We start from the raw sequence: 24131 nt of genomic DNA, 5'->3' as shown, positions 1-24131 counted from the left end.
ACTCGTTGATATTTATTCCTTCTTTATCTGTATCACAGTTTTAGTGAATTGGTATAAACCCTAATCAGGCTTTTGAAACTTTGCCAACCTCAGGTTAATTTTTGAAAAGTTTAGTTTATCTAAATACTTATATAGCCATAAAGTTATATAGGTATTAAAAAGTTAGGAATCGAGTATGAGTAGCGAATTAGCAACTAGGTTACGGGAAGGAACAAAACACTCCCATACAATGGCGGAGAATACGGCGTTTATGAAATGTTTCCTGAAAGGGATAGTAGAAAAAGAGCCGTTTCGTAAATTGATAGCGAACTTGTATTTGGTTTACAGTACGTTGGAAGAACAGCTTCAGCGTCATAGCACTCATCCTGTAATCAGTCTGATTTATTTTCCGCTGTTGAACCGTAAAGCAAATTTGGAGAAAGACCTCGCTTTTTACTACGGTGAGGACTGGCACGAGCAAATATTGGCGCTAGAAGCAGGTAAAGCTTATGTTGCTCGAATTCAAGAAGTAGCAAACACAGAACCTGCATTACTAGTTGCTCACTCTTATGTTCGCTATATGGGAGATTTGTCTGGGGGTCAGAGTTTGAAAAAAATTGTCCGTTCAGCGATGGACTTACCACCGAATCAAGGAACTGGACTGCATGAATTTGAGGCTCTACCTACTGTTGAAGCCATCAGAGCATTTAAAGCTCAATATCGTGATGCTTTGAATTCGTTACCAGTAGATGATGCTTTAGCTGAAAAAATTATTGCAGAGGCAAATTATGCTTTTGAACTCAATCGCAATGTTGTCCAGGAGTTAGAACCAGATGTGAAAGCTGCAATTGGCGATCGCGTTTTTGATTTGATTACATGTCAAGATCAACCTGGTAGCACAGAACTAGTTGCGGCGGAATAAGCATCAAACCTCAAAAATAAAATTTAGGGAAACTCTTGATTTTGGCGATTTTTTTGAGTGTAGGTATCTTTTCTCTACAAATTGGATACCTGCACTGATGAAAGATTAACTAATTCAGTACTTCAAATGTCCATCATCTGAGCTTTTGGTGGACGATGCCTACGATGTGTACTCAGCAGGCGTAATTTTTACATTCTCCTATAGTTACTAACACAGGACTAAAACATTCAAGGTTATTAGCATCATGAAACTTGCAACGCAAACAGTCCAATTCAACTCGGAGTTACTTAGAAACTATGACCAAGCTTTGCCTCGATATACAAGTTATCCACCAGCAACGGAGTTACAAGAAAATTTTGGCGAATTAGATTTAAGATCGAGTATTGCAGTTGGCAATTGTAAAAATACTCCGCTCTCTGTCTACTTCCATATCCCTTTTTGTGAAACTGCTTGCTATTTTTGCGGTTGCAATACAATTATCACCAAAAGAAAAGAAATCGTAGATCCATATTTAAACTATGTAGTTCGCAACCTCCAACAATTTTCTGGGTTAATTTCCTCGAAACGCCAAGTTCATCAACTTCATTTTGGAGGTGGCACGCCTAATTATTTAAGTATGCAGCAAATGGATTTTTTATGGAATACTATCAATCGTCAATTCAACTTTGATGCTCAGGCGGAAGTTTCCATTGAAATTAATCCCAAATATGTTGATAAAAACTATATCTTTTTCCTAAAAAGCTTAGGCTTTAACCGCATTAGCTTTGGAATTCAAGATTTTAACTATCAAGTACAAACGGCTATTAACCGCGTCCAACCGGAATCTATGCTTTTTGATGTGATGGAATGGATTCGGGATGCTGGATTTGAGAGCGCTAACGTTGATTTAATTTATGGCTTACCTTTTCAAAGCCTTACTACCTTTAAAAACACAATTGAAAAAACCATAAAACTCGATCCTGATAGAGTTGCTGTTTTTAACTTTGCTTATGTACCTTGGATGAAGCCTGTACAGCGAAAGATTCCGCAATCAGCATTACCTCAGGCTTCGGAAAAACTAGATATTCTTCAGATGACTATTGAAGAATTAACTGCAAATGGTTATTGGTTTATTGGTATGGATCACTTTGCCAAACCCAATGATGAACTAACCATTGCCCAACAACAGGGAAAACTCCACAGAAACTTCCAGGGATACACAACAAAACCAGAATCCGATTTATTTGGCTTGGGAATTACTTCCATTAGTATGCTGCATGACGTTTATGTTCAAAATATTAAGCAACTCAAGAGTTACTACCAAGCAATTGATACAGGTATTATGCCAATTAAAAAAGGAGTAACTCTAAATCGAGATGATATCCTCCGCCGCACTGTAATTATGGAATTGATGTGTCAGTTCCAACTGTCAATTAATGAGATAGAAGAAAAATATCATATAGCTTTTGATACGGATTTTAATGAATATTTTGCCAGAGAATTATCTGAGTTGAAATTGCTAGAAGCTGATGGACTAATTCGGATGATACCCAATGGTATTGAGGTGACACCGAGCGGCAAATTACTCATCCGCAATATTGCGTCCATCTTCGATGCTCATACTAGAAAGCGAAAAAATGCAGCTTTTTCTAAAGCGATTTGAAGAAGGCAGAAGGCAGAGGAACCTCCGCAACGCACTGGCTCCTCTGCCTTCATCCTTCTGTTACCCTCTTTCAAGCAGCAGGAAGAAAATTATGCGTATCATGATGATTCAACCCAACTATCATTCTGGTGGTGCGGAAATTGCTGGGAATTGGCCACCTAGTTGGGTTCCTTATGTTGGTGGAGCCTTAAAGCAGGCTGGTTTTACCAATATCCGCTTTGTTGATGCAATGACAGATTATATTCCTGATGATGTCTTAGCGGAAACGATCGCTAAGTATCAGCCGGATGTTGTATTAGCAACGGCGATCACGCCGATGATCTACCAATCGCAGATAACTCTGAAAATTGTTAAAGAAGTTTGCCCGCAAGCAAAGACAATTATGGGCGGGGTTCATCCTACCTATATGTACAATGAAGTGCTGAATGAAGCACCTTGGGTAGATTACATTATCCGCGGCGAAGGAGAAGAGATTACAGTTAATTTACTGCAAGCGATCGCCAATGGTACAGATGAAAGCGATCGCCGCAATATTTTAGGTATTGCTTTCCTTGAAGATGGTCAAGTAGTTGCCACACCAGCCCATCCGCCAATTGCTGATCTGGATACCCTCACTCCAGATTGGGATCTTTTAGAGTGGAGCAAATATATTTATACTCCTCTTAATGTGCGGGTAGCTGTTCCCAACTATGCTAGGGGATGTCCATTTACCTGTCGTTTTTGCTCCCAGTGGAAATTTTGGCGTAAATACCGTTCCGGTTCTCCCAAGCGCTTTGTTGATGAGATTGAAATTTTGGTGAAAAAACACAAGGTGGGCTTTTTCATTCTGGCTGACGAAGAACCGACAATCAACAAGCCCAAATTTATTGCGTTGTGTAACGAATTAATCGAACGTAATTTGGGCGTACATTGGGGAATTAATACACGCGTCACAGATATTTTGCGAGATGAGCAAGAATTACCCCTTTACCGCAAAGCCGGACTAGTTCATGTTTCTTTAGGTACAGAAGCCGCCGCCCAGTTAAAGTTAAATTTGTTTCGCAAAGAAACGACAATTGAACAAAATAAGCGGGCGATCCAACTGTTAAAGCAAAATGGTATCGTTGCCGAAGCTCAATTCATCATGGGTTTAGAAAACGAAACCCCAGAGACAATTGAACAAACCTATAAAATGGCGCTGGACTGGAAAGCAGACATGGTGAACTGGAATATGTTTACCCCTTGGCCTTTTTCCGAGTTATTTCAAGAATTAGGCGATCGCGTAGAGGTGCGGGATTATTCGCAATATAACTTTGTCACCCCAATCATGAAGCCGAACGCAATGGAACGGGAGGATGTTCTTAAAGGAGTGCTACGGAACTACGCCCGTTTCTATCTGCGTAAGACTATTGAGTATTGGTTTGTCAAAGATCCCTTTAAGCGGAAATACCTTTTAGGCTGCTTGAAGGCTTTTGCCCAAACTACTCTTAATAAACGCTTCTACAACCTGAAGCGGGTGAAATACAAAGGACTGCATACAGAAATTGAGTTAGGTTTTGACGAGTCCAAAATTCTCACTTCCGAACAAATCGCCCAACGTAAAGAACAACATCCAGAATTGACAGCAGATGTGAATTTTACTGGCAATATTTCCGCTTGCGGTGCACCCAACGATCTTCCGGAATATCAAGGTGAAGATCAGGATGTACCGAGTATGAAAATATAAGGAATGAGAAAATAATTACTAATTCGTAATTCGTAATTCGTAATTAATGGAGACAAAGCAACCGCTAAATTTAAAATCTAGTGGTCTTCAATTAGTGGCGGGGTCAAAGCAAGCACTAATTGTAATTACGAATTATGATATTATGTCCGCTAAATTAGTTGCGATATGTCCGCCGCGAGTGCAACGAAGTGGAACGTTCGCCGAAGTCGTTCTCGCAGAGTAGCAATCCCAACACCTTTGCGATTGCTTCCCTCCGGTCGCAATGACAAGTGTTCAACCGGACATGATATGAACTATCAATTACAAATTACTTTGGCTCTCCCACACCTTTAGTTATAGGTGTGGGATTTTTACTTTACAAGGCTTGTCGTTGTACTTTGTAACAGCTATTCGAGCCTTTTTATTTTAGGGAAACACACTGTTGCGATCATTTAAGCTGACGTTCGTATCTACAAAACCTTGAATGCTTTATACAAAGACTATTAGAGGTTGCAACGACACTTTTTAGTCCTATATCAATTTCTCAAAATTCTCCTGGTGGTTTTGCTTGATGTCACACCTAGAAGGAGCAAGCTCTACTTATTTTAAAACTGTAAAACAACATTTGACCCTAAAGGCATAATAGCAGTAGCAAAATGAGTGCTTTGGGTGTCAGGGTTAACCCATTCTTTGACTAGTACAAACTCAGTCTCTGGGTCATAAAACAAAACAGCTAAGGATATCTGACCTTCCCAGCAATAATGTACATTGCCATCTTTAGAGAAATACACAGCACCTCTTCCATGTGCATAAAAACCATTTAAAGCAGTTCTGGCAAGAGTATTCCAAGAAACATATTTCATGACGCCACCTCGTAGACTAATATTTCATGTCGCTTCATCCCAGATATACTTTCAAAAACATTGCTCATCCGTATAAAAACTGAGATTTATTAGAACTTTTTTCGTGTCTACTTTTGATATGAGCCATAACCAGCTTGATATTAAGCTGTTTACTTGTTTAGACAAACAGCTCTTGGATTTTACTAGCCAATATACATAGGTTTATTTTTTACTCAAGAAATGTCGATAAATAAAAACTTACACCTGTGAGAAGGAAACTTCCCCCAGGGTAGCAAATGGCGTGTCGGGTAAAACGTTTCTGCGCTATGAGTTTGAGCTTAATTAGACACCATTCATCCTCACGAGAACCGCCACGTTACAATGGGTGCATCCCAGTTTTTATTTTGCAACGATAGTATAACTGTCCGCAGCGAGGAGGTACGACGTAGGCGTTCCGCCAACGCAATGACGTTGTAAAAAAGTGAGATGCTCCCCATTACAATCTTAGGCAGCGACTTTTTCCTCAAATGGTTGAAAAGTCTTTTTGGTAGCACCGCAGATTGGACACTTCCAGTCATCAGGAATTTCTTCAAATGGTGTTCCAGGTGCAATACCAGAATCAGGATCGCCAGCAACGGGATCGTAAATCATACTGCATTGTCTGCAAATCCATTTCCGAGTTTTGGGATCATCACCTGCAACTCTAGTTGCTGCTTGTCCGCCGTTCAGAACTTCTAAAGCTTCAGCGTAGCGATCGGCGTGGTAATTTTCGATAAATTTTAGCAAGCCAAAACGATGTGCTGCTTCTCGAAATGTATTGGCATGATCGGTAGATTCTTTCGCTTGCTTGAGGAATTCTTCCGCCGCAGAGTTATCGCGATCGCGTTGGGCGGAAGCGGCAAATTCTGGATACATTGTGGTGTATTCATAAGTTTCGCCTTCAATTGCTAATGATAAACAACGAGATACAATTTCCCGCTTTTGTTCATCAGTTAAAGCTGATGGATCATTGATAACTAATTCTGGGTGTAGCAAAACAAAGTGTGCAAAAGCATGTTCTGTTTCTTGTTCTGCTGTTTCTTTAAAAAGTTTCGCCAAGTCTGTAAACCCAAGTTTACGCGCCACTTCAGCAAAAAACAGATACTTCCGATTCGCCATCGATTCACCACCGAAGGCAGCTTCTAAGTTTTGCAGTGTAGTAAAGTTAGACAAATCCATAATTATGGGATGCTTGTAACGTGATATTTTGCTTGGAAAATACAGACTTTAAATCCGGGTAAATGAGAGGATACTCTGATTATTTAGAAACGTTTTATACAACGTTTTTTATGCTACATTGAGCTACCCGTTTTGTTAGCTGCACCAGGACAATTATAAAACTGAAAAGTTTTGCAGTCGGCAAATTCTAGTTTTAATTTATTAGTGCTCATTTAGTTTATGCTTTGAGAAATTCTTTATTTTGATATCTCTTGATATCTTTGTGAGATTACATCAGGCGATTCCACCGTTGACACGGATATTTTGTCCGGTAATCCACCGTGCTTCATCGCTAGCTAGGAATGCTACCACGTCAGCGATTTCTTGTGCATCTCCTAGTTTTCCCAAAGCTGCCATTTGGGCTAAACGGTTGATTTGTTCTTCGGTTTTACCGTCACGGAATAGTTCTGTATCTGTGGGGCCTGGAGAAACAGCATTGACTGTGATCTTCTTTGTACCCAGTTCTTTGGCTAAGACTCGTGTTATTTGTTCTACAGCACCTTTTGTGGCGACGTAAGCGCTATAAGTTGGGAGCATCATCGCCGTGGTTGAAGAAGAAAAGTTGATGATCCGTCCTCCCTCTGCCATTCTTTGGGCAGCTTGTTGACAAGCAAAATAAGTACCTTTAATATTCACTGCCACAAGTTGGTCGAAATCGCTCTCTGTGACTTCGGTGATCGGCTGATAAATAACGATTCCAGCATTGTTGATTAAAATATCGACCTTACCAAATTTTTCAATAGTTTGATCGAAAAGCCGCTTGATCTCAGCTACTTGGCTGATATCCGCTTGTACAGGTAAGGCCTGTCCTCCCTGCTGAGTAATTTCGGCAACAACTTCTTGGGCTTTAGCTGTATTACCTGCATAGTTAACGGTAACAGATGCACCGTTACTAGCTAACTTGAGTGCGATCGCTCTGCCAATACCCCGCGATGCACCAGTGACAATTGCAACTTTTCCTGCTAAGGATGGCATATCTAGATCTCGCTTTGTGTTGCTGATTATTGGGACTGACTTCAAGACATGAGGACGCGGAGAGTTTTTTAGGAGATCCTTCTTTTTGTGTCTCTTTATCTCCACGTCCTTGCGGCTATTTGATTACCTATGGGCCGAGTGTGGAACTTTGCCATCCTGGCTGGGTTCTGGCAGTTGCGGCGGTTGCTGGTGGGGGCGAAAGCGATCGCGGATTCTGCTGACTACGATATACAAAATCGGTACGACAAACAGACTCAATAAAGTAGAAACAATCATCCCACCAGCTACAGCTGTACCAAGAGATTGTCTGCTAGCTGCACCTGCACCTTCGGCTTCTACCAAGGGCAAAAGACCGAGGATGAAAGCGAAGGATGTCATCAGAATCGGTCGCAAGCGCTCCTCAGCTGCTTGGATTGCTGCTTTGACCAGAGGAACACCACGTTCTCGCAGTTGGTTAGCAAATTCCACAATCAAAATAGCGTTTTTACTAGCCAGACCAATCAACATTACTAAACCAACTTGGCAAAATACATCGTTGGCTAGACCCCGTAGTGACTGTGCCGACAATGCCCCTAAGATAGCTAGGGGAACGGCAAACATAATAATTAGTGGATCGACATAGTTCTCGTATTGAGCAGCCAGTACCAAAAATACGAAGACAAGCCCCAATCCAAAAATTAAAGGCGCTAAACCCCCAGATTGTTGTTCTTCGGCGGTAATCCCCGACCATTCATAACCCATACTTGCGGGTAAAACCTCTTTCGCCAATTGCTCCATTGCTGTGGTTGCTTGTCCTGAACTGAAGCCAGGAGCTGCTGAACCGTTGATTTCAATCGAGCGGAACAAGTTGTAGTGAGTAATGGTTTGCGCCCCAGTTGTGGAAGTAACCGTCACTAAGTTGCTTAGAGGTATCATCTGATTGGTAGCAGATCGCACGTACAACTTACCAATATCTTCAGGATTAGAGCGAAACTTTGCATCTGCTTGCACATACACGCGGTAAGTCCGCTGTAACAAATTAAAGTCGTTGACATACCGCGAACCTAAGTAACTCTGTAAGGTATTAAAGATGTCGTTGACTTTAACTTGCAGGGCTTTGGCTTTGCTGCGGTCTACTTCAATTACCATCTGCGGTGTGTTGGCACTAAATGTGCTAAACACAGCTTGTAATCCTGGTGTCTGATTACCACGTTGGAGTAACTGACCCATAACTTGCGTCATTGTAGCTAAGCCATTGTTACCAGCTCTATCTTGTAGCTCAAATTGGAAGCCACCAAAACTACCTAAACCCTGGATAGCTGGGGGGTTAACTGGTAAAATTCTCGCCTCTGGAATTGCCGATAGCACTCCCCGCAGTTTATTCATAATGCCTTGTGCTGATTGCTCCTCACCAGTGCGCTCATTCCAAGGTTTGAGGGTGGTAAAAATTGCGCCACTGTTAGCAGTGTTACCACTAAAACCAAAGCCACCAATGGCGAATGTACCAACTACTTCTGGCAATTTCAGGATTTCTTTTTCTACCTGAGCCATGACGTTGCTGGTGTAGTTGAGTGAAACTCCTTCCGGCCCTTGAATAATGGTGATGAAATAGCCTTGGTCTTCTTCAGGAATAAATGCTGTGGGTACGCGGGTGTAAACCCAGGCTGTCAAACCCAAGGACAGGACAAATAATAAGACAACGATCGCCGCGACACGGTTTAAACGAAACAGCGATCGCTCGTACCCTCTGCGCATCCAATCAATAAATCTATTTACTATCCCAAAAATCTTGCCTAACCAACCACGAGGTTTTTGTCCGGGACGCAGTAGTAAGGCGGAGAGCGAAGGCGTCAGGGTCAGAGCCAAAAAGGTAGAAATGGCAATCGAAAAGGCGATCGTTAATGCAAACTGTTTATAAATCTGCCCTGTGGAACCAGGAAAGAATGCCACGGGAACAAATACAGCCATCAATACCAAAGAAGTTGCCAGTACCGCCCCAAACAACTCGCGCATTGATTCAGAAGCCGCTTGGCGCGGTGACATCCCCTCCTCTTCAATCAAGCGAGAGATATTTTCCACGACGATGATTGCGTCATCAACCACTAACCCTGTTGCCAAGGTGATGCCAAACATCGTTAGAGTGTTAATCGAAAACCCAAATGCCTTGATAAAGGCGAATGTACCGACCAACGCTAAGGGAATTACAATCACTGGAATCAACGTCGTGCGCCAATCCTGTAAGAAGATAAAAATCACCAGGACGACAAGAGCGATCGCTTCCACCAACGTCTTCAAAACTTCTGCTAGCGAAGCTTCCACGAATGATGTAGTATCAAAAGCTACTTGATATTTCATCCCTGGCGGAAAGCTTTGTGCCAGTTTCACCATTTCTGCTTTCACCGCCTTAGCAACATCCAAGGCGTTACTCCCGGGCGTTGGAAATATCCCTATACCTACACCTTCGTTACCTCTAAATCGCAGAAACGAGTTATAGTTTTCTGCTCCCAGTTCCGCTCGACCCACATCTTTGAGTGTGATCAGTGAGCCATCAGCAGCTGTTTTGAGAACTACATTGTCAAATTCGGAGACATCTGTAAGCCTACTAACTGCTCTCAGATCTATTTGATACATCTGATCCTTATCTGTTGGCTGCTGTCCAATTTGCCCAGCACCCACCTGTAAGTTTTGTTCGTTGAGTGCATCAATTACATCCTGGGCTGTAAGGTTGCGGCTAGCAAGACGATTGGGATCGAGCCACAGACGCATAGCGTAGCGGCGTTCACCAAAAATTCGCGCCTCACTTACACCTTTGATTCTTTTGAGGGCATCTACTAGATATAAGTCGGCGTAGTTACTTAAAAAGACGTTGTCAAAAGCCTTTTTATCGGCATACAACCCCATTGCTAAGAGGATGTTGTTGGATTGTTTGCTAACAGTGACTCCAGTTCGCTGCACGGCGTCTGGTAGCAACGGTTGAGCAACAGAAACCCGATTTTGCACATCTACTGCCGCAATATCTTTGTTGCGCGCTGCATCAAATGTGACTGTAATCGTACTAGTACCGTTGTTACTACTGTTTGAGGTCATGTATTTAATGCCCTCAACCCCGTTAATTTGGCGCTCTAAAACAGTTGTAACGGTGTTTTCGACAACTTCAGCACTCGCCCCCACATAATTAGCAGTAACGTTAATTTGCGTCGGGCTGATTTCGGGATAGCGGTCTGTGGGCAGTGTTGGGATGCTAATTGCTCCTACCAAAAGGATGATGATGGAGCAGACACTTGTAAATACAGGTCGCCTGATAAAGAAGTCAACAAACATGGGAATCGTTGCTCAAGTATTGGGCATGGGGTATTGGAAATGGGGCATGGGGCGGTTATTTCCCCCTGTCTGACTTGTCCTGCTTTTAGCCCCTAGTTCCTACTCTGGAATGACAGGAACACCGTCTCTGAGATTCAGCAACCCGGAGACGATAATTTTTTCTTCTGGCTGTAATCCTTCAATAACCTGGTAATTATTGCCTTGAATATTGCCTAACTTCACTCGCTTTTGCCGAGCTACTAATTGGGAATTACCTTGTGGGTTATTTTCTGTTTGCGCTACATAAACAAAAGTTTCCCCTGCTACACGAGACACTGCTGTTGTCGGAATTAAAACTCCAGATTTCCGATTCCAAATCACTCTAGCCCGCACTAATTGATCTGCTCGCAACTTACCTTGCGAGTTATTCAAGAGTGCCTTGACTTGGATTGATTGGGTACCATTACCGATAGTTGGAGAGATGAAAAATACTTGACTTCTACCCAAAGGTTGCCCTTGGGCGTCCATTACTTCGATTGGTAATCCTTTACGCAATTGCGGTCCCCGCTCAAGGGGTACAGAGATGTTGACTTCTAAAGGTTGGTTTTGAGTGATCGTAGCTAATTGTGTGGAAGTATTCACAAAATCACCGACTTTTACGGGAATATCACCAACTGTCCCCGGAATAGGAGCAGGAATTTTGTAGTACTGAAGCTCGACTACTTGTTGCTTAGTATTTGCCTCAGCTTGCTGCAAAGCTTTTTCTGCCTGGGATACGCTCGCTTGCTGTGCTTGAATCTTGGAATCTATGGCGTTGAGTTGCGCTTTGGCTGTAGCTAGCCGATTGGCATATTGATCTCTAGTCTGCCGAGATACTGCTCCTTGGTCGGCGAGGCTAGTATATCTGTCATAATCTTGCTGGTTCAATCGCACATCAGCAACATTAGATAAGCGATCGGCTTGGAGAGATTTAAGTGTAGCTAGGGCATTTTGTAGTTGTGCTCTGGCCGCCTGGGCCCCAGCATTTAATCCACTAACTGCTGCTTGTTGCTGTCTTGGGTCTACTTGAACAATTGGCGTTCCTTCAGCAACGGTATCTCCCGAGCGCACAAATATTTGTGTAACTTGTCCTTGAATTCTTGGTTGCAGCTTGACTGAGCGCCGGGATTCTAAGTTAGCAATAAAATCGGAACTCTCCTCAATTGTGCCTGCTTGTACTGGGGCTAACTTGACTCGTACTCCCGGTGGAGCATTAGCTGGTGCAGCTGCTTGATGTTGAGGAGTTACCAAACGCCAAACTATAGCTGCTCCACCGCCAAGCAATAATAGTGCAGCTAACAATAACCGAAGCCACCGCCGTTGTTGTGGAGGTGGCTCAAATGATGACTCTGGAAGACGTTCTTCAAAATCAGTTTGATGTTCAGGGGATGTCATGGTATGCAAAGAACCTAAGAAAATTTAACTACCAATGAGTTAGGAAGAATTAAAGCTGATTGAAATTTAATTTACTGATTTAGCATGAAGCTTGATGAGAAATTATGTAGTATACCACCTCAAATATACTCCCTTTGTAAGTTACGCTAATCTACCGAAAGGTGAGTGATAAAATCCAGTTTACAAATATGATGATGCAGCTGTCTTTTAAATTCTTGCGAAAAATGTTCTATTTTTGCTAACAGGCGATCGCTGCCTAGATATAGGTGGTAACAAATGTAGTTTATTATCATGTTTATATACTGTTAAAATTTTATTTTTTACACTTAAATTACTTTAGTAAATAAAATATAAAACCCTCCAACAATAAGCATTTGGAGGGAGATTGATTGAGAAAGCTATTTGCTGATAATGTATATCCAATGACATTCTCAAAGAAATACAATCTAGCTAAGACAGTTGCCCTTTGATGGCAAATGTTGATGAATTTTGAGATGAATTATCCAATAGAGATGAAATCAACATCTGTTCAAAAGCTTTTGAGAGTGCTGTTTGGAAACGCTGACGATGTTTGAGTTTGAAAAAGGGTCGTACTATTTCTACACTCACACTAGAGCCGTCTCTGTTATCAATAACTCGCATTGCACGTAGAGTCCCAAGCAAGATTTCTTTTTTTACCATTAACTCAGAAATTCCTGTGGCTCCTACACCACTTTCGACTGCGGCTTTTGCCATCTCACCACTGGTGAAGACTAACATCACATCCAATTCGCTAAGATTGATTCCCCAATTTTGCAAAGCTTCCTCAAATCTTTGTTGTGTTCCAGAACCCGGTTCTCGCATCACCCAAGGAGTTTGAGTCAGTTCTGTTAGATAAATTTCGCCACGCTCAAACCAAGGGTGTGTTTTACCCACAACAATTTGTAAGCGATCGCTTCCCACGATTTCATACTCCATCGAGTTTTGCAGTTCTGGCTTGACATCTCCTTCCACTAAACCCAAATCAAATTGTCCCATTGCTGTCCCGACACAAATTGTCTCTGCATTGGCGAGTGTACAGTTAACGGAGATGCCAGGATATTGGCTTTTAAACTCGCTAATCTTACTCGGAAGCCAATAGTTCCCGATTGTCAGACTCGATCCTAGTTTTAATTCCCCGCGTTGCAAATTGTTCAGTTCCCGCAACCCTCGTTCCGTCAAGCTAACTTGGTCAAGAATTTTCTGCGCCTCCACTTTGAGTAACTTTCCAGCCTCCGCAATCTCGATATGGCGACCAATTCTATGAAACAGCTTGACTCGGTATTCCTGCTCTAAGCTTTGGATCGCAGCACTGACAGCAGGCTGAGTAATATAAAGCTCTTCTGCTGCACGAGTAAAGTGTAGATTCTCCGCCACAGCCAGAAAGATGCGTAGCTGATCGAGCGTCATCCCTGCCATGTCAACTATCCCTAAAATCTATTGTCAAAATTTTAATCACTTGTATTTATCATTTTGACAAAAAAAAGCATTTGACTCTATCGTTTAGTTTGTCTAAAGTATAAATCAAAGCCTTTGACATCGGGTCTAAGCAACTAAAGCAAAGTTTGCAAATTCCAATAGAGCAAAGTAGCAATATATCATTAATGTCTACGTAACATTGTTTGCTAACACCGAGTTAGAGGAACTGTGTTTAATTCTGGGCTGATTTTTTGTAGTTATGCTACACCGTTTATAAGTTAATCAACCTGGCTGTGATCGCCCATTTTTTTAACTGAATACAGCAGTAATTTTGTGCTTTATGTCTTATGTCAATGAAAATTCTGCTTTTATCTCTGATTGCTGTCGTAGACCGCTATTTTTATCGGTGGTTTTAGTTATTCAACCATCATCTCAAGAAGATAAAAGTTTCATTAGTTAACAGACTGGACATTAAAATTTGCTTAAAAAAGCTAGTATATCCCAAAGGATAAAACTTATGAATCTCTTCAAATCTTTGTTAGTTGTCTTGATGATTTTGCTAAATTTTGCTTTTGCTCAACCTTCCTTTGCTGATAGACCAAAAGCTAGCAAGAACCCTGACTATGTAGAAGTCACAAAAGCGATTAAAGCACTTTCTAAAGCAAAAGAAGCAAAAACCCTCAACGACAGTGTCACCCCAGAAGACATTCAGCAAAAAATTGATGAATTAACCTTTCAAAAATATGCTTTAGAAACAGGTATTAACTGGGGTCAATGTAGTAATCAAACAGGTAAAACCATAGCTGTCTATGGCAAAGACCCAAGTCAGGAACAGGATGATGATGCTTTATACGACAATGGCTTGTATTTTTTAGCAGATGGTCAGTCTACTAGAAATGAATGGGATTGTGATGGATTCTATCTTCCGAACGATGCCACAATTGCAAGTTCAAGTAGTGATGGACAAGCTAAAGAATCCCCAGGTCCAGTTGCTGTCAAGATAGCTGATGGTAGCCACTTGGTGATTAAGAGTAATCCCGATACTGCCGCAATTGAATTGAATGTTCCTAACGCTAAAGTAGTCAAAGCTAAGGAAATAAAGTGGTTTATCCCTAACGTATCTCAGGCGTTTATAGATACACGCGTTCCTAATGTGCCTACTAGCGAGAACTCTTGAGGTATAGCAAGCGATCGCGGTTTGCATGAACTTTCTCAATTTAAATAGAGTTGCAGCCAAAAGTAGAGTAAGCACAGGTGAAACGCTTTCTACCTTTGGCTGTTTTATTTGGGTATGTAATGATGTCAACCACCTTGGGGGTAATTCAAAATTGATTTTTAAACTTTGAATTTTTCTAAGGATGAAACAATATTCAGGCTTGATTTTATCTATATATCTGCATTAAAATAAGGTTAAAAGAAATGCCCAAGCAAATCAAGAATATTTTGGCAGTGCGACTATCGCACAAAATGCAAATTACCTACAAGGAGATTTGCTATTATTTTGGCATTTTTTGGAGAGGATTCTTTTTGGGGATGAGGGCGTTATTGATGCAGTTAAAGTCAAAAAGTAGTGAAGAAGTTGAAGAGAAAAAAAAGCCTGGTAGACTAAATCCGTCACGCATCCGGGATCACCTAGCTAACGAGCGCACTTACCTTGCTTGGATGCGAACCGCGATCGCTCTTTTAGGGTTTGGCGTCGTTATCGTCCGTCTGCGCGCCTTTCAAGTACCTTTGTTACCTCATCCTGGTAATGGGTGGAAGTTAGGCTTGGTGTTCTCCCTAGTCGGTTTAATCACGGTGTGGCTTTCCACTGGCCATTATTTCGCAGTTCGTCGTGATATTGAAGAAGATACTTACGAACCGACAGACCGCTGGGTACTCCTTTTCAGTCTCGCTATTATGATTTTGGGTTCAGGTGTTATATATTATGTCTTTACCGCGCCTTTAAACCCAATGAGTCCAATCATACCTGAGTAGTGGTTAGCTATAAAGCACTAGCGCCATATCACCCTGATTTTTCCCAGGCTCAAATCTATTATTAGAATCTCTTTGCGTCCCTGCATCCGCCTCACCTATAAGTCTTTCTGAGAACAGAATCTTACTCAAGTGCCCTGGAAATGGAGGCCAAACGGTTGCGTTGTCTTAACCAAGCTTCACAAACTTCTTTAGTCAGCCTAATCTCTTCCTCGCTCAAAAGCTCATCTGGCTTCTTCTCAGCTAGAATCTTGGCGACTTTAGCAGCTTGATGGTAGTCTACGCCATATCTAACTAATTCTGTGTGCCAAAATTGCTGTTCTTTAGGTAACGATTTGTATCTATCTTTAAAATAAGTCATTTTATATGATATGAAAACTAATTCTATCTACTCTAATTTCTAAAATTTGTGAACTAATTACTTCTTACCCTAGATAGATTAAGGGATTGACTTAAGGTTTCTTTTATATTCTTTAATAAAACTCCTCATATCTTAAAGCAACTTAATCTTTCAAAAAAATAGCTCTGTGAATGATTCACAGAGCCAATTAAACGAGCGTATTGTCGAATATCGCTTACTTTAGCGAGATTTAGATCCCCGACTTTTTCAAAAAGTCGGGGATCTGGGCAGCAACTTTTGCTTAAGTAAGTACCATTCGAGCGTATTGTCTTCTAAAACGCAGTCAGCCTCAACTCTATTGCCTTGTAGCCGATTAAGCTAAATCAAACAGCAAGATTTCTGCACTGGCGTTTGTGCTGATTTCAAGTTTTTCATCGCCGCTGATTTGTACGCCATCGCCTGCTTTGAGTTCCGCACCATTGAGAGTTGCGACACCTTGAGCTACGTGTAACCAGGCATGGCGATCGCTCTTGAGGTGATAATTAACAACATCACCTTTTTCCAGAATAGATGCGTATAGATCGAGATCTTGGTGAACTATCACAGCACCATCACGCCCATCTTTAGCAGCAATTAAACGTAGTTTTCCGCGCTTTTCTTCTGGTAGAAAGGTTTTTTGGTCGTACCTTGGCGCTAATCCTAGCTTGTTAGGTATCATCCAGATTTGCAGAAAGTGAACCGGCTCAGTTTGCGAATGATTATATTCACTGTGGGTAATACCAGTACCAGCACTCATTATCTGTGCGTCACCAGGACGAATTACCGAACCTGTGCCTAAGCTATCTTTATGCTCTAAAGCGCCTGACAAAACATAAGTAAGGATTTCCATATCGCGATGACCATGAGTTCCAAAGCCAGCACCAGGAACAACTGTATCATCGTTGATCACGCGCAGGGAGCGAAATCCCATGTAGTTGGGATCGTAAAAACTACCAAAGGAAAATGTGTGGTAACTGTTGAGCCAACTAATTTTAGTATGACCGCGTGAGTTACTGTCATGAATGACGAAAGTCTTAGTATTTTGAGACATAAATCTACCTTGTGTTTAGTTGATTTTTTAGATTCACAAATTGGGTACTGTCAGTTAAGCAATCATTATTTCCAGCTTTTATTGCCTAACAGGTGACATTAAATATTACATTTCAGCAAAATTACTAATTAAGTTGCATTCAAACAGTTAATTTTCTGTGTTCATTAATTGCTCTGTGCTTTCTCACACTTTGATTGTGTTCATTCAACGCAACTTAGTATTAAAGTTATTTTTGAACTATTTAAATAGTAATGTATTTAACTACAAAATGAAAAGTACGCACTTAAAAGTGACGTACTTACCAAAAGGTTACTGTTATAGCAATCCTAGATCATTTGTGAATAATTAATCATACCCTGGGCAATGCCCTACCTACGAAGATTTGACAAATTAGATAGGACTGCTAGCAGTGGAAATCTCAAAATTTCTCACTTCACACCAACTGGCTGTTTAGTTGCTTTCACAGTAGATGCGCCATTCTCGCCTTTGATTTCTGCTACTTGCAAATGAGCCTCTAAGAACCACAGACGTTTATCAATGGTGCGAGAAACTTCAGTATAAAGGTCAGCAGTGTCAAGATCCCCCAAGTCATCGGTTTTGGCGATCGCTTCCCGGAGATGTTTAGCATAAGGTGCAAAGCGATCTGCCAAAGCGGTCACATGGTCTTTACCATCTAAAATATCAAAAGGATATTCTGGTAAAATTGAATTACTAGCTGCGGCGCGGGCTGTTCCTACAGCGTAGCCACCTAAAGCGGTAACGCGTTCAGCAACCATATCGACATATTCTTCAAGTTCAGTAGCAATTTCATCAAACAATTCATGCAGCTGGTAAAAATCAGTGCCTTTAACGTTCCAATGGGCCTGTTTTACTTGGGTTTTCAAGTCTAAAGTGGCTGCCAAAGTTTGATTGAGAAGTACCACGATTTGCGATCGCGCTTCGGCAGGAATATCAATGCGGGTGGGATAAAGCCGGGATGCAATTTTATTGTCGCTCATGATGTTGTATCTGCTTGGATGTCATAATAAGTCTACAAATATTGCTTTAGATTTTGGAACTTCCTAGAGATAGAGGGAATTTCGGCATCAATCAGTTATTATCTTCTTCATAAGCAAAATAGCTCAGTCAGGCTCTATGGTTATCTAGAGCACTAAATGTGCCACCAAAAAGGCGATCGCGGATTGTATTATCCTGCAAGAAATCATGGGGGAAACCAAGCTCAATTTGACTCACTTCATGCAGGCGTTGCAGATGTTCTGGTGATAAAGTCACATCTAAAGCCGCTAAGTTATCTTGAAATTGACTGAGCTTACGAGCGCCGATAATCGGAATAATTACACCGCTTTGAGCGCGTAACCAAGCTATTGCTACCTGTGAAGGTGTGCGTCCAATTTCGGCAGCAACTTGACTGACAACATCCGCGATCGCTAAACTGCGTTCAGAAATACTTCCGGTAGCTGCATTTGTTAATCGCCCTTGTTCATCCCCTACTTGTGGCGGCTGGTTATACTTACCTGTGAGTACGCCACCACCCAAAGGTGACCAAGGTGTTACAGCTAAATCCAAAGCCTTTGCCATTGGGATTAAGTCCCGTTCTGGTGTGCGCTGAATCAAACTGTATTCCACTTGTAAAGCGACAAACGGTGTCCAGCCTTGATACTGAGCGATCGTGTTAGCTTGAGAGATAATCCAAGCAGGCGCGTCAGAAATCCCAACGTAGAGTACCTTACCTTGACGAACCATATCATCAAGCGATCGCATAACTTCCTCTACAGGTGTTGTAAAATCCCAAGCGTGCAACCAAAATAAATCAATGTAGTCAGTATTCAGCCGTTTCAAACTGCCTTCCAAAGACTGAACTAAATTCTTGCGATGATTACCACTACCGTTAGGATCGTTCTTATTGTCGTTCATCCGCAAAGGGAACGAGTATTTAGTAGCAACAACAAAACGTTCTCGGTCTTGAGCAATTAACTCACCAACAATTTTCTCGCTCGTACCATCTGTATAACCGTTAGCGGTGTCGATGAAATTGCCACCTGCTTCCACAAAAGTATCAAAAATCCTCCGACTTTCATCTTGGGAAGCACCCCAACCCCAATCTTCACCAAAGGTCATTGTTCCCAAGCAGAGTTCAGAGACTCTCAACCCGCTTTTACCCAAAAGTTTGTATCTCATCACAACTTTCTCAATGACTGAAATTGAGTGTAACGATGTGTGGCACTTTTGTCTTTGTCAGTTTTTGCTAACAATATCAAAATCTTGCTGTCATAACCGCAACCTTTCACTCTGAAAGAGTAGAGTTATACAATCTGAATCTTACCTAAAATCAATTAATGTCTGGCGATAGGTATCTGGTAAACCTGTATCAAAACATTTACCTTTCATGACATAACCTGTCATTCCTTCTGCCTGACATAATTGATCCAAACAAGTTGTTAATTGAAATTCACCACGATAGCGGAAATTTTTCTGAATGCTGTCTGCCAAATAATCAAAAATTTTTGGTGTCAATACATATAAACCAAATACACATAAAAATTCATCTTCTGCCATGCCTTCTACTTGTAGATGCTGGCGTGCATAATCAATACTAGGTTTTTCTGCCAGTTGTGTTATTGTCAACAGTGAATTGAATTCTTGCCACACTCCTGTTACACATCCCGCTTTGTCAATGATTGCGGCTGGCATTGTAGTTAAACTGACTACACTTTGATTAACTTGTGCATAAAGTTCAACAATTTGTCGCGCACAAGATTTATTAATATCAGATTTATATACATGGTCACCTAACATTAACAGAAATGGCTCATTTTGAACCCAGTCTTTAGCACAAAATACTGCATGACCATATCCTTCTTGTTGTTGTTGGGTTAATAGTACAACTTTCTTACCCAATTCTTGCAGATATTCACTATATTCTTGATTAGACGACGAGAGCTTTTGCCAAAGTTCTGGTGTGGGTGGATTTTTAAATAAATCTGCAAAAACTCCCAGATCATCAGGTTGTACAACAATGCCTACTTCTGTAATACCCGCCCTAATTGCTTCTTCTACAATTGCTAAGATTACGGGTTTAGCTCTCCCATCTTGGTCAATAATTGGGAAAAGTTCTTTTTTGACAACTTTAGTAGCAGGAAATAATCTAGTACCAAAGCCAGCAGCCGGAATTACCGCTTTTCTTACTTGATTTATTTGCATAAATAAATTTAATTTTGTATAGAAATATAACTATATTCTAAGGCTACTGTAGCTAAAAGTTCTGATAGGACTTTAAATAATATCTCTCTTTCTTTTGGCGTAACTAAGTGCATTTGTAACTAGGCAACTAATGCTTGTTTTCGGTTGATTTCTTCATTAGATTTTCACCTTTTCTCTATAGACTCTAGGCGTTGTACCCATCAATTTTCGGAAGACATTTGTGAAGTGACTTTGACTTTGAAAACCTACTTGCTGGCAGATTTGATCTATGGTTTGTTCTGTGCGAGTTAATAGCTTCTTTGCTTTTTCAATTCTGCAATTCATCACATATTGATGAGGGGCAAAACCTGTTGACTGTTTAAATAGCCGGGAAAAATGATACATACTCATTCCCACTACTGCTGAAATTTCAGCTAAGGTTAAATCTTGCTCCAGGTTTTCTTGAATATATGAAATGGCTTTGCGCAACTTCAATTGAGAAAGTCCTTGCTCGTGAGGAGATGGAGTAATTATTTCATTTGATACAGAATAATGTTTGAGTAGGTGAATGCAGAGGGTAGTTGTGAGAGATTCTATGTAAATACGACTACCCATGCCATCTGATTTGAGTTCCGACTGAAGTGCTAGCCCAATCTGTTGAATTAAGGGATCTGGTGCAGCAAAGCGGGGTACAATCTCGAAACGTTGTAAATCTCCTGCCTCAAAAGCTGCGCGAGTAAACAAAGCTGGTTCTAGACTGATAACTAAAAATTCTGCTTCTAATTCCCAACGTGATAAATGATTGGTATTTACTGGAAGTATGACCACATCTCCATAGCCTATGCGCTCACTCTGAAGCCTGCCATTAAAAACTCGCTCAGCCTTGTGGACATTTTGGTCTAGGCTAATAGTAACAATATGCTGTTGGCAGTAGTGTTCGGGGGTTTCATAGCCAGGCTGTCGATGATGATCTAGGCGAACACCATCCCAGTTGGCATCGTAACTCGATAGCAGGGGCGATCGCGGTAGAATTTCTGAACAAGCATCTCGTTGAGCAAAATCAACAGTTAAGATTTTCTCTTCTGGCATTGTTCGCACCCCAGCAAGCATTCGGATTTAGGTGTAACGCTATACTTACCTTCTTAACTACCCTAGCTACTTTTTTGGAGTATAGGTAAATTAAGTTTACATACAGAAATCTATAATCTCATAGAAACTATATCTCTGCCTGGGGGCATAAGCAAAGCTGATGAATTACTACGTGATTTACGATGGCAATTGCAATCTCTGCGTTACTTTGGTGCAATTATTAGAAAGCTTAGACCAAGGAAAGCTGTTTCGCTACAGCCCGATGCAAGATGAACAAACAATCGCTCAATTTGGGATTACTCCCCAAAATTGTGAACAAGGAATGATTTTAATTGATGCGAATGCGCCCCAAAGACGCTGGCAAGGTAGTGATGCAGCCGAAGAAATTGGGCGGTTAATGCCCTTAGGAAGCATATTTGTCGATGCTTACCGAGCATTACCTGGAGTGAAGTGGGTAGGTGATCGCGTTTACGAACAAATCCGCGATAATCGCTATACAATCTTTGGCAAGCGTTCCAGCACCTATCAATCCTCATTCTGTGTAGATGGTAGTTGCAAGGTAGATAGCTAGAAAAGCTTAGTTTGTTAGCTTTTCCAGTAATTAGCATAACGTGTTTGATTTTGTAATTATTGCGTTATGCTCTTAAGTTTATGGTCTCTATAACAAAACATTAGTACAAATTCAGTGAATGATTGAATGAGAATTTAGCATTCAAAATGAACTATAAACCAGAGCCAATAGATACTGCAAAAGTAATCATCAATACCGAACACCTCAAATTGACTGAATTACTAGCTAAAAATACACATGAAATTTGGGCACAGCAACGCATAGCAGAAGGATGGAAATTTGGTCCCCAGCGAGACGATATCCGCAAAGAACATCCTGGGCTAGTTCCCTATGAAGAATTATCAGAATCAGAGAAACAGTATGATCGCAATACAGCCCTAGGAGTTATCAAGATGCTGTTAGCATTAGGCTACCGTATTGAAGGAGAAGCAACTCTATTACCAGATGAGCAACAAGAGCAACAATTGGCTGGAATGCTAAAAAATCTCCAAGAATCGTCAGAATTAAATTTAAGTTCTTTATTGGCGATTCAAAGAGAAACCATTAAGATTAGACCTCATTCACCGGATATTTATATTGTCCTGGGAGAAACAATTCTGCAACTAGGCGAACCTTTAATGGCTTATGATGTCATCACTGAAGGACTAAAACACTGGGAAAACAATATTAGATTAAAGCAACTTTTAGCTTTGGCATTGGCGCGCAGTGGTGCAATATTACGAGCTAATTCGCTTCTATTAGAATTGGTGTCAGCAGGAGAATCAGATCGAGAAACTATCTCTATTCTTGCTAGAACTCATAAAGACCTTTACCTGCGAGCAACTACCCCCCAAGAAAAACAACGCCAACTGGAATTAGCAGCCCAAAGATATCAACAAGCCTATCAATTAACTGGCAATTACTATCCTGGAATTAATGCTGCTACCATGACTTTGTTAAGGGGAGACGAAGTAACAGCCAGAGAAATTGCGGCTCAAGTACGAGAGCAATGTTTGCAACAACCAGAAAAAGATTATTGGCAATTAGCAACTCTGGGTGAAGCTGCTTTAATTTTGCGAGGCTGGTCAGAAGCCGAAAAATGGTATAAACGAGCAATAGAAGTTGGAAAAGGACGGCTTGGGGATATCAGTTCTACCCGCCGCAATGCAAAACTCCTGCTGGAATATTTAGAAGGAGATACCCAGCGCCTTCAGGAATGGTTTAAACTACCGCGCGCGGTAGTCTTTAGCGGACACATGATTGACCAGCCAGGGAGAAATATCCCTAGGTTTCCCCCGGAATTAGAAGAACAAGTTTATCGAGCTATTCGCGATCGCCTCTCGGCTCTCGATGCCAAAATAGGATATGCTTCCCCTGCTTGTGGTGCCGATATTTTGTTTTTAGAAGCAATTCTGGAACTCAATGGAGATATTCATATAGTACTGCCTTACGATCGAGAAGAATTTATTAAGTATTCAGTCGATATAATTCCTCATAGTAACTGGAAACAAAGATGCGAAAAATTATTGGATAAAGCTAATGAAGTCATTACCTGCTCTAATCGCAAATTAGAAAACAGCCAAGTTTTATATGAATATGCCAATTGTGTTGTCCACGGTTTAGGTAAAATGCGAGCCGAATTACTCGATACAGAACTGATTCACCTTGCGGTTTGGGATGGCAAAGCTGGTGATGGAACTGGTGGTACGGCTTGGGCGATTAAGACTTGGCAAGCATGGGGCTATGAAGTAGAAATCATCGACTTGGAATCGATCAGAAAAGCATCACTGATAAATAACCATTCATCTCAAGATTGGCAACCAGAAATAAATATTATTCAAGAAGCAAACAATAATAGCGAATCTAGAGAAGTTATGGCGCTTTTGTTTGCTGATGTTGTTAAGTACTCGAACTTAACTGAAGAACAAATTCCTCAATATGTCGAATATTTTCTCGGTTCTGTTGCTGAACTAGAAGCTAAATCAAGTTATAAGCCATTAGTGAAAAATACTTGGGGAGATGCTTTATATTATGTCTTTCCCAGTATCAGCGATGCTGGTAACTTTGCCCTTGATTTATGCGATCTCATTCAACAGATTAATTGGTTAGAAAAGGGTCTGCCAGAGAATCTCAATTTGCGAATTTCCTTACATGCAGGGCCAGTTTACCAATATGTTAACCCTGTGACTAAAGATATCAGCTACATTGGCACTCATGTTAACTATGCTGCCAGAATTGAACCGATAACCCCACCAGGTAAAGTTTATACAAGCCAAGCTTTTGCTGCCCTAGCTTGCACCTTGGGGGTTGAAGATTTTACTTGTGATTATGTAGGACAGATCCCTTTTGCTAAAGGATATGGCACATTTCCCACTTATCATTTACGCCGTCAAATCATCGATTGAGAATGGGGACAAAGCTTGCTAATGATGTCATGATACAACTGCGATCGCACCT

Annotated in this window: 19 protein-coding genes; 7 read left to right on the top strand and 12 right to left on the bottom strand. The window is 41.2% G+C overall.

Annotated elements, in window-relative coordinates; translation table 11 throughout:
* Positions 1-175: 175 nt before the first annotated feature.
* The 3 genes from BV375_RS33920 (at position 176) to bchE (ending at position 4248) form a co-directional block, all read left to right on the top strand.
* Positions 176-901, top strand: a complete 726-nt coding sequence (locus tag BV375_RS33920; protein ID WP_086768773.1) for a heme oxygenase (biliverdin-producing) — start codon at positions 176-178, stop codon at positions 899-901.
* Between the two features lie 244 nt (positions 902-1145).
* Positions 1146-2543 (top strand): oxygen-independent coproporphyrinogen III oxidase, encoded by a 1398-nt coding sequence (hemN, locus tag BV375_RS33915; RefSeq protein ID WP_086768771.1) that lies wholly within the window; start codon positions 1146-1148, stop codon positions 2541-2543.
* Between the two features lie 91 nt (positions 2544-2634).
* Positions 2635-4248: a magnesium-protoporphyrin IX monomethyl ester anaerobic oxidative cyclase gene (gene bchE, locus BV375_RS33910; RefSeq protein ID WP_086768769.1), complete on the top strand. Its 1614-nt coding sequence runs from the start codon at positions 2635-2637 to the stop codon at positions 4246-4248.
* A gap of 584 nt (positions 4249-4832) precedes the next feature.
* On the opposite strand, the gene BV375_RS33905 is transcribed toward bchE, so the two are convergent.
* The 6 genes from BV375_RS33905 to BV375_RS33880 form a co-directional block, all read right to left on the bottom strand.
* Positions 4833-5090, bottom strand: coding sequence for a hypothetical protein (locus BV375_RS33905; RefSeq protein WP_086768767.1), 258 nt, complete (start codon positions 5088-5090; stop codon positions 4833-4835).
* Positions 5091-5573: 483 nt separating this feature from the next.
* Positions 5574-6287 carry a rubrerythrin family protein gene (locus BV375_RS33900; protein WP_086768766.1) on the bottom strand — a complete coding sequence of 238 codons (714 nt, stop codon included), beginning with the start codon at positions 6285-6287 and terminating at the stop codon, positions 5574-5576.
* 273 nt (positions 6288-6560) lie between these two features.
* Complete coding sequence (locus tag BV375_RS33895) at positions 6561-7301, bottom strand: SDR family oxidoreductase (RefSeq protein WP_086768764.1); 741 nt, start codon at positions 7299-7301, stop codon at positions 6561-6563.
* Between the two features lie 123 nt (positions 7302-7424).
* Entirely contained in the window at positions 7425-10601 is a 3177-nt protein-coding gene (locus BV375_RS33890) for an efflux RND transporter permease subunit (RefSeq protein WP_086768761.1), read from the bottom strand.
* Positions 10602-10700: 99 nt separating this feature from the next.
* Positions 10701-12014 (bottom strand): efflux RND transporter periplasmic adaptor subunit, encoded by a 1314-nt coding sequence (locus BV375_RS33885; RefSeq protein WP_086768759.1) that lies wholly within the window; start codon positions 12012-12014, stop codon positions 10701-10703.
* A 450-nt stretch (positions 12015-12464) separates the two neighbouring features.
* Positions 12465-13451, bottom strand: coding sequence for a LysR substrate-binding domain-containing protein (locus BV375_RS33880; RefSeq protein WP_086768757.1), 987 nt, complete (start codon positions 13449-13451; stop codon positions 12465-12467).
* 517 nt (positions 13452-13968) lie between these two features.
* On the opposite strand from BV375_RS33880, the gene BV375_RS33875 reads away from it, so the two are divergent.
* Both BV375_RS33875 and BV375_RS33870 read left to right on the top strand, forming a co-directional pair.
* Positions 13969-14628: a hypothetical protein gene (locus BV375_RS33875; RefSeq protein WP_086768755.1), complete on the top strand. Its 660-nt coding sequence runs from the start codon at positions 13969-13971 to the stop codon at positions 14626-14628.
* Between the two features lie 242 nt (positions 14629-14870).
* Entirely contained in the window at positions 14871-15428 is a 558-nt protein-coding gene (locus BV375_RS33870; protein ID WP_208095749.1) for a DUF202 domain-containing protein, read from the top strand.
* 121 nt (positions 15429-15549) lie between these two features.
* On the opposite strand, the gene BV375_RS33865 is transcribed toward BV375_RS33870, so the two are convergent.
* The 6 genes from BV375_RS33865 to BV375_RS33840 form a co-directional block, all read right to left on the bottom strand.
* Positions 15550-15786, bottom strand: coding sequence for a hypothetical protein (locus BV375_RS33865; protein ID WP_086768754.1), 237 nt, complete (start codon positions 15784-15786; stop codon positions 15550-15552).
* A 352-nt stretch (positions 15787-16138) separates the two neighbouring features.
* Positions 16139-16855, bottom strand: coding sequence for a pirin family protein (locus BV375_RS33860; RefSeq protein ID WP_086768752.1), 717 nt, complete (start codon positions 16853-16855; stop codon positions 16139-16141).
* Between the two features lie 428 nt (positions 16856-17283).
* The gene (dps, locus tag BV375_RS33855; RefSeq protein WP_086768750.1) at positions 17284-17853 is read right to left on the bottom strand and encodes a DNA starvation/stationary phase protection protein Dps; all 570 of its coding nucleotides are present in this window, start codon (positions 17851-17853) and stop codon (positions 17284-17286) included.
* Between the two features lie 127 nt (positions 17854-17980).
* A complete protein-coding gene (locus tag BV375_RS33850) occupies positions 17981-19033 on the bottom strand; it encodes an aldo/keto reductase (RefSeq protein WP_086768748.1) in 1053 nt (350 codons plus the stop codon).
* A 141-nt stretch (positions 19034-19174) separates the two neighbouring features.
* On the bottom strand, positions 19175-20056 hold the full coding sequence (locus tag BV375_RS33845; protein ID WP_086768746.1) for a UTP--glucose-1-phosphate uridylyltransferase: 882 nt from the start codon (positions 20054-20056) through the stop codon (positions 19175-19177).
* A gap of 156 nt (positions 20057-20212) precedes the next feature.
* Positions 20213-21124 carry an AraC family transcriptional regulator gene (locus tag BV375_RS33840; RefSeq protein WP_086768744.1) on the bottom strand — a complete coding sequence of 304 codons (912 nt, stop codon included), beginning with the start codon at positions 21122-21124 and terminating at the stop codon, positions 20213-20215.
* A gap of 160 nt (positions 21125-21284) precedes the next feature.
* Between BV375_RS33840 and BV375_RS33835 the strand changes: the two genes are divergently transcribed.
* Both BV375_RS33835 and BV375_RS33830 read left to right on the top strand, forming a co-directional pair.
* Entirely contained in the window at positions 21285-21695 is a 411-nt protein-coding gene (locus BV375_RS33835; protein ID WP_086768742.1) for a thiol-disulfide oxidoreductase DCC family protein, read from the top strand.
* 146 nt (positions 21696-21841) lie between these two features.
* Positions 21842-24079: a TRAFs-binding domain-containing protein gene (locus BV375_RS33830; protein WP_086768740.1), complete on the top strand. Its 2238-nt coding sequence runs from the start codon at positions 21842-21844 to the stop codon at positions 24077-24079.
* Positions 24080-24131: the final 52 nt, after the last annotated feature.

The organism is Nostoc sp. 106C (assembly GCF_002154725.1).
GTDB lineage: Bacteria > Cyanobacteriota > Cyanobacteriia > Cyanobacteriales > Nostocaceae > Aulosira.
Note: the sequence above shows the minus strand (reverse complement) of the source record. Positions and strands in the feature narration are given on the sequence as shown.

What these genes read in the sequence shown, in the direction of transcription:
- hemN (WP_086768771.1), top strand. Translation starts at nt 1,146, where the DNA reads ATGAAACTTGCAACGCAAACAGTCCAATTCAACTCGGAGTTACTTAGA.
- BV375_RS33865 (WP_086768754.1), bottom strand. Translation starts at nt 15,786, where the DNA reads ATGACTTATTTTAAAGATAGATACAAATCGTTACCTAAAGAACAGCAA.
- BV375_RS33905 (WP_086768767.1), bottom strand. Translation starts at nt 5,090, where the DNA reads ATGAAATATGTTTCTTGGAATACTCTTGCCAGAACTGCTTTAAATGGT.
- BV375_RS33900 (WP_086768766.1), bottom strand. Translation starts at nt 6,287, where the DNA reads ATGGATTTGTCTAACTTTACTACACTGCAAAACTTAGAAGCTGCCTTC.
- BV375_RS33870 (WP_208095749.1), top strand. Translation starts at nt 14,871, where the DNA reads ATGCCCAAGCAAATCAAGAATATTTTGGCAGTGCGACTATCGCACAAA.
- BV375_RS33840 (WP_086768744.1), bottom strand. Translation starts at nt 21,124, where the DNA reads ATGCCAGAAGAGAAAATCTTAACTGTTGATTTTGCTCAACGAGATGCT.
- BV375_RS33860 (WP_086768752.1), bottom strand. Translation starts at nt 16,855, where the DNA reads ATGTCTCAAAATACTAAGACTTTCGTCATTCATGACAGTAACTCACGC.
- BV375_RS33890 (WP_086768761.1), bottom strand. Translation starts at nt 10,601, where the DNA reads ATGTTTGTTGACTTCTTTATCAGGCGACCTGTATTTACAAGTGTCTGC.
- dps (WP_086768750.1), bottom strand. Translation starts at nt 17,853, where the DNA reads ATGAGCGACAATAAAATTGCATCCCGGCTTTATCCCACCCGCATTGAT.
- BV375_RS33845 (WP_086768746.1), bottom strand. Translation starts at nt 20,056, where the DNA reads ATGCAAATAAATCAAGTAAGAAAAGCGGTAATTCCGGCTGCTGGCTTT.
- BV375_RS33850 (WP_086768748.1), bottom strand. Translation starts at nt 19,033, where the DNA reads ATGAGATACAAACTTTTGGGTAAAAGCGGGTTGAGAGTCTCTGAACTC.
- bchE (WP_086768769.1), top strand. Translation starts at nt 2,635, where the DNA reads ATGCGTATCATGATGATTCAACCCAACTATCATTCTGGTGGTGCGGAA.
- BV375_RS33880 (WP_086768757.1), bottom strand. Translation starts at nt 13,451, where the DNA reads ATGGCAGGGATGACGCTCGATCAGCTACGCATCTTTCTGGCTGTGGCG.
- BV375_RS33875 (WP_086768755.1), top strand. Translation starts at nt 13,969, where the DNA reads ATGAATCTCTTCAAATCTTTGTTAGTTGTCTTGATGATTTTGCTAAAT.
- BV375_RS33895 (WP_086768764.1), bottom strand. Translation starts at nt 7,301, where the DNA reads ATGCCATCCTTAGCAGGAAAAGTTGCAATTGTCACTGGTGCATCGCGG.
- BV375_RS33830 (WP_086768740.1), top strand. Translation starts at nt 21,842, where the DNA reads ATGAACTATAAACCAGAGCCAATAGATACTGCAAAAGTAATCATCAAT.
- BV375_RS33885 (WP_086768759.1), bottom strand. Translation starts at nt 12,014, where the DNA reads ATGACATCCCCTGAACATCAAACTGATTTTGAAGAACGTCTTCCAGAG.
- BV375_RS33835 (WP_086768742.1), top strand. Translation starts at nt 21,285, where the DNA reads ATGAATTACTACGTGATTTACGATGGCAATTGCAATCTCTGCGTTACT.
- BV375_RS33920 (WP_086768773.1), top strand. Translation starts at nt 176, where the DNA reads ATGAGTAGCGAATTAGCAACTAGGTTACGGGAAGGAACAAAACACTCC.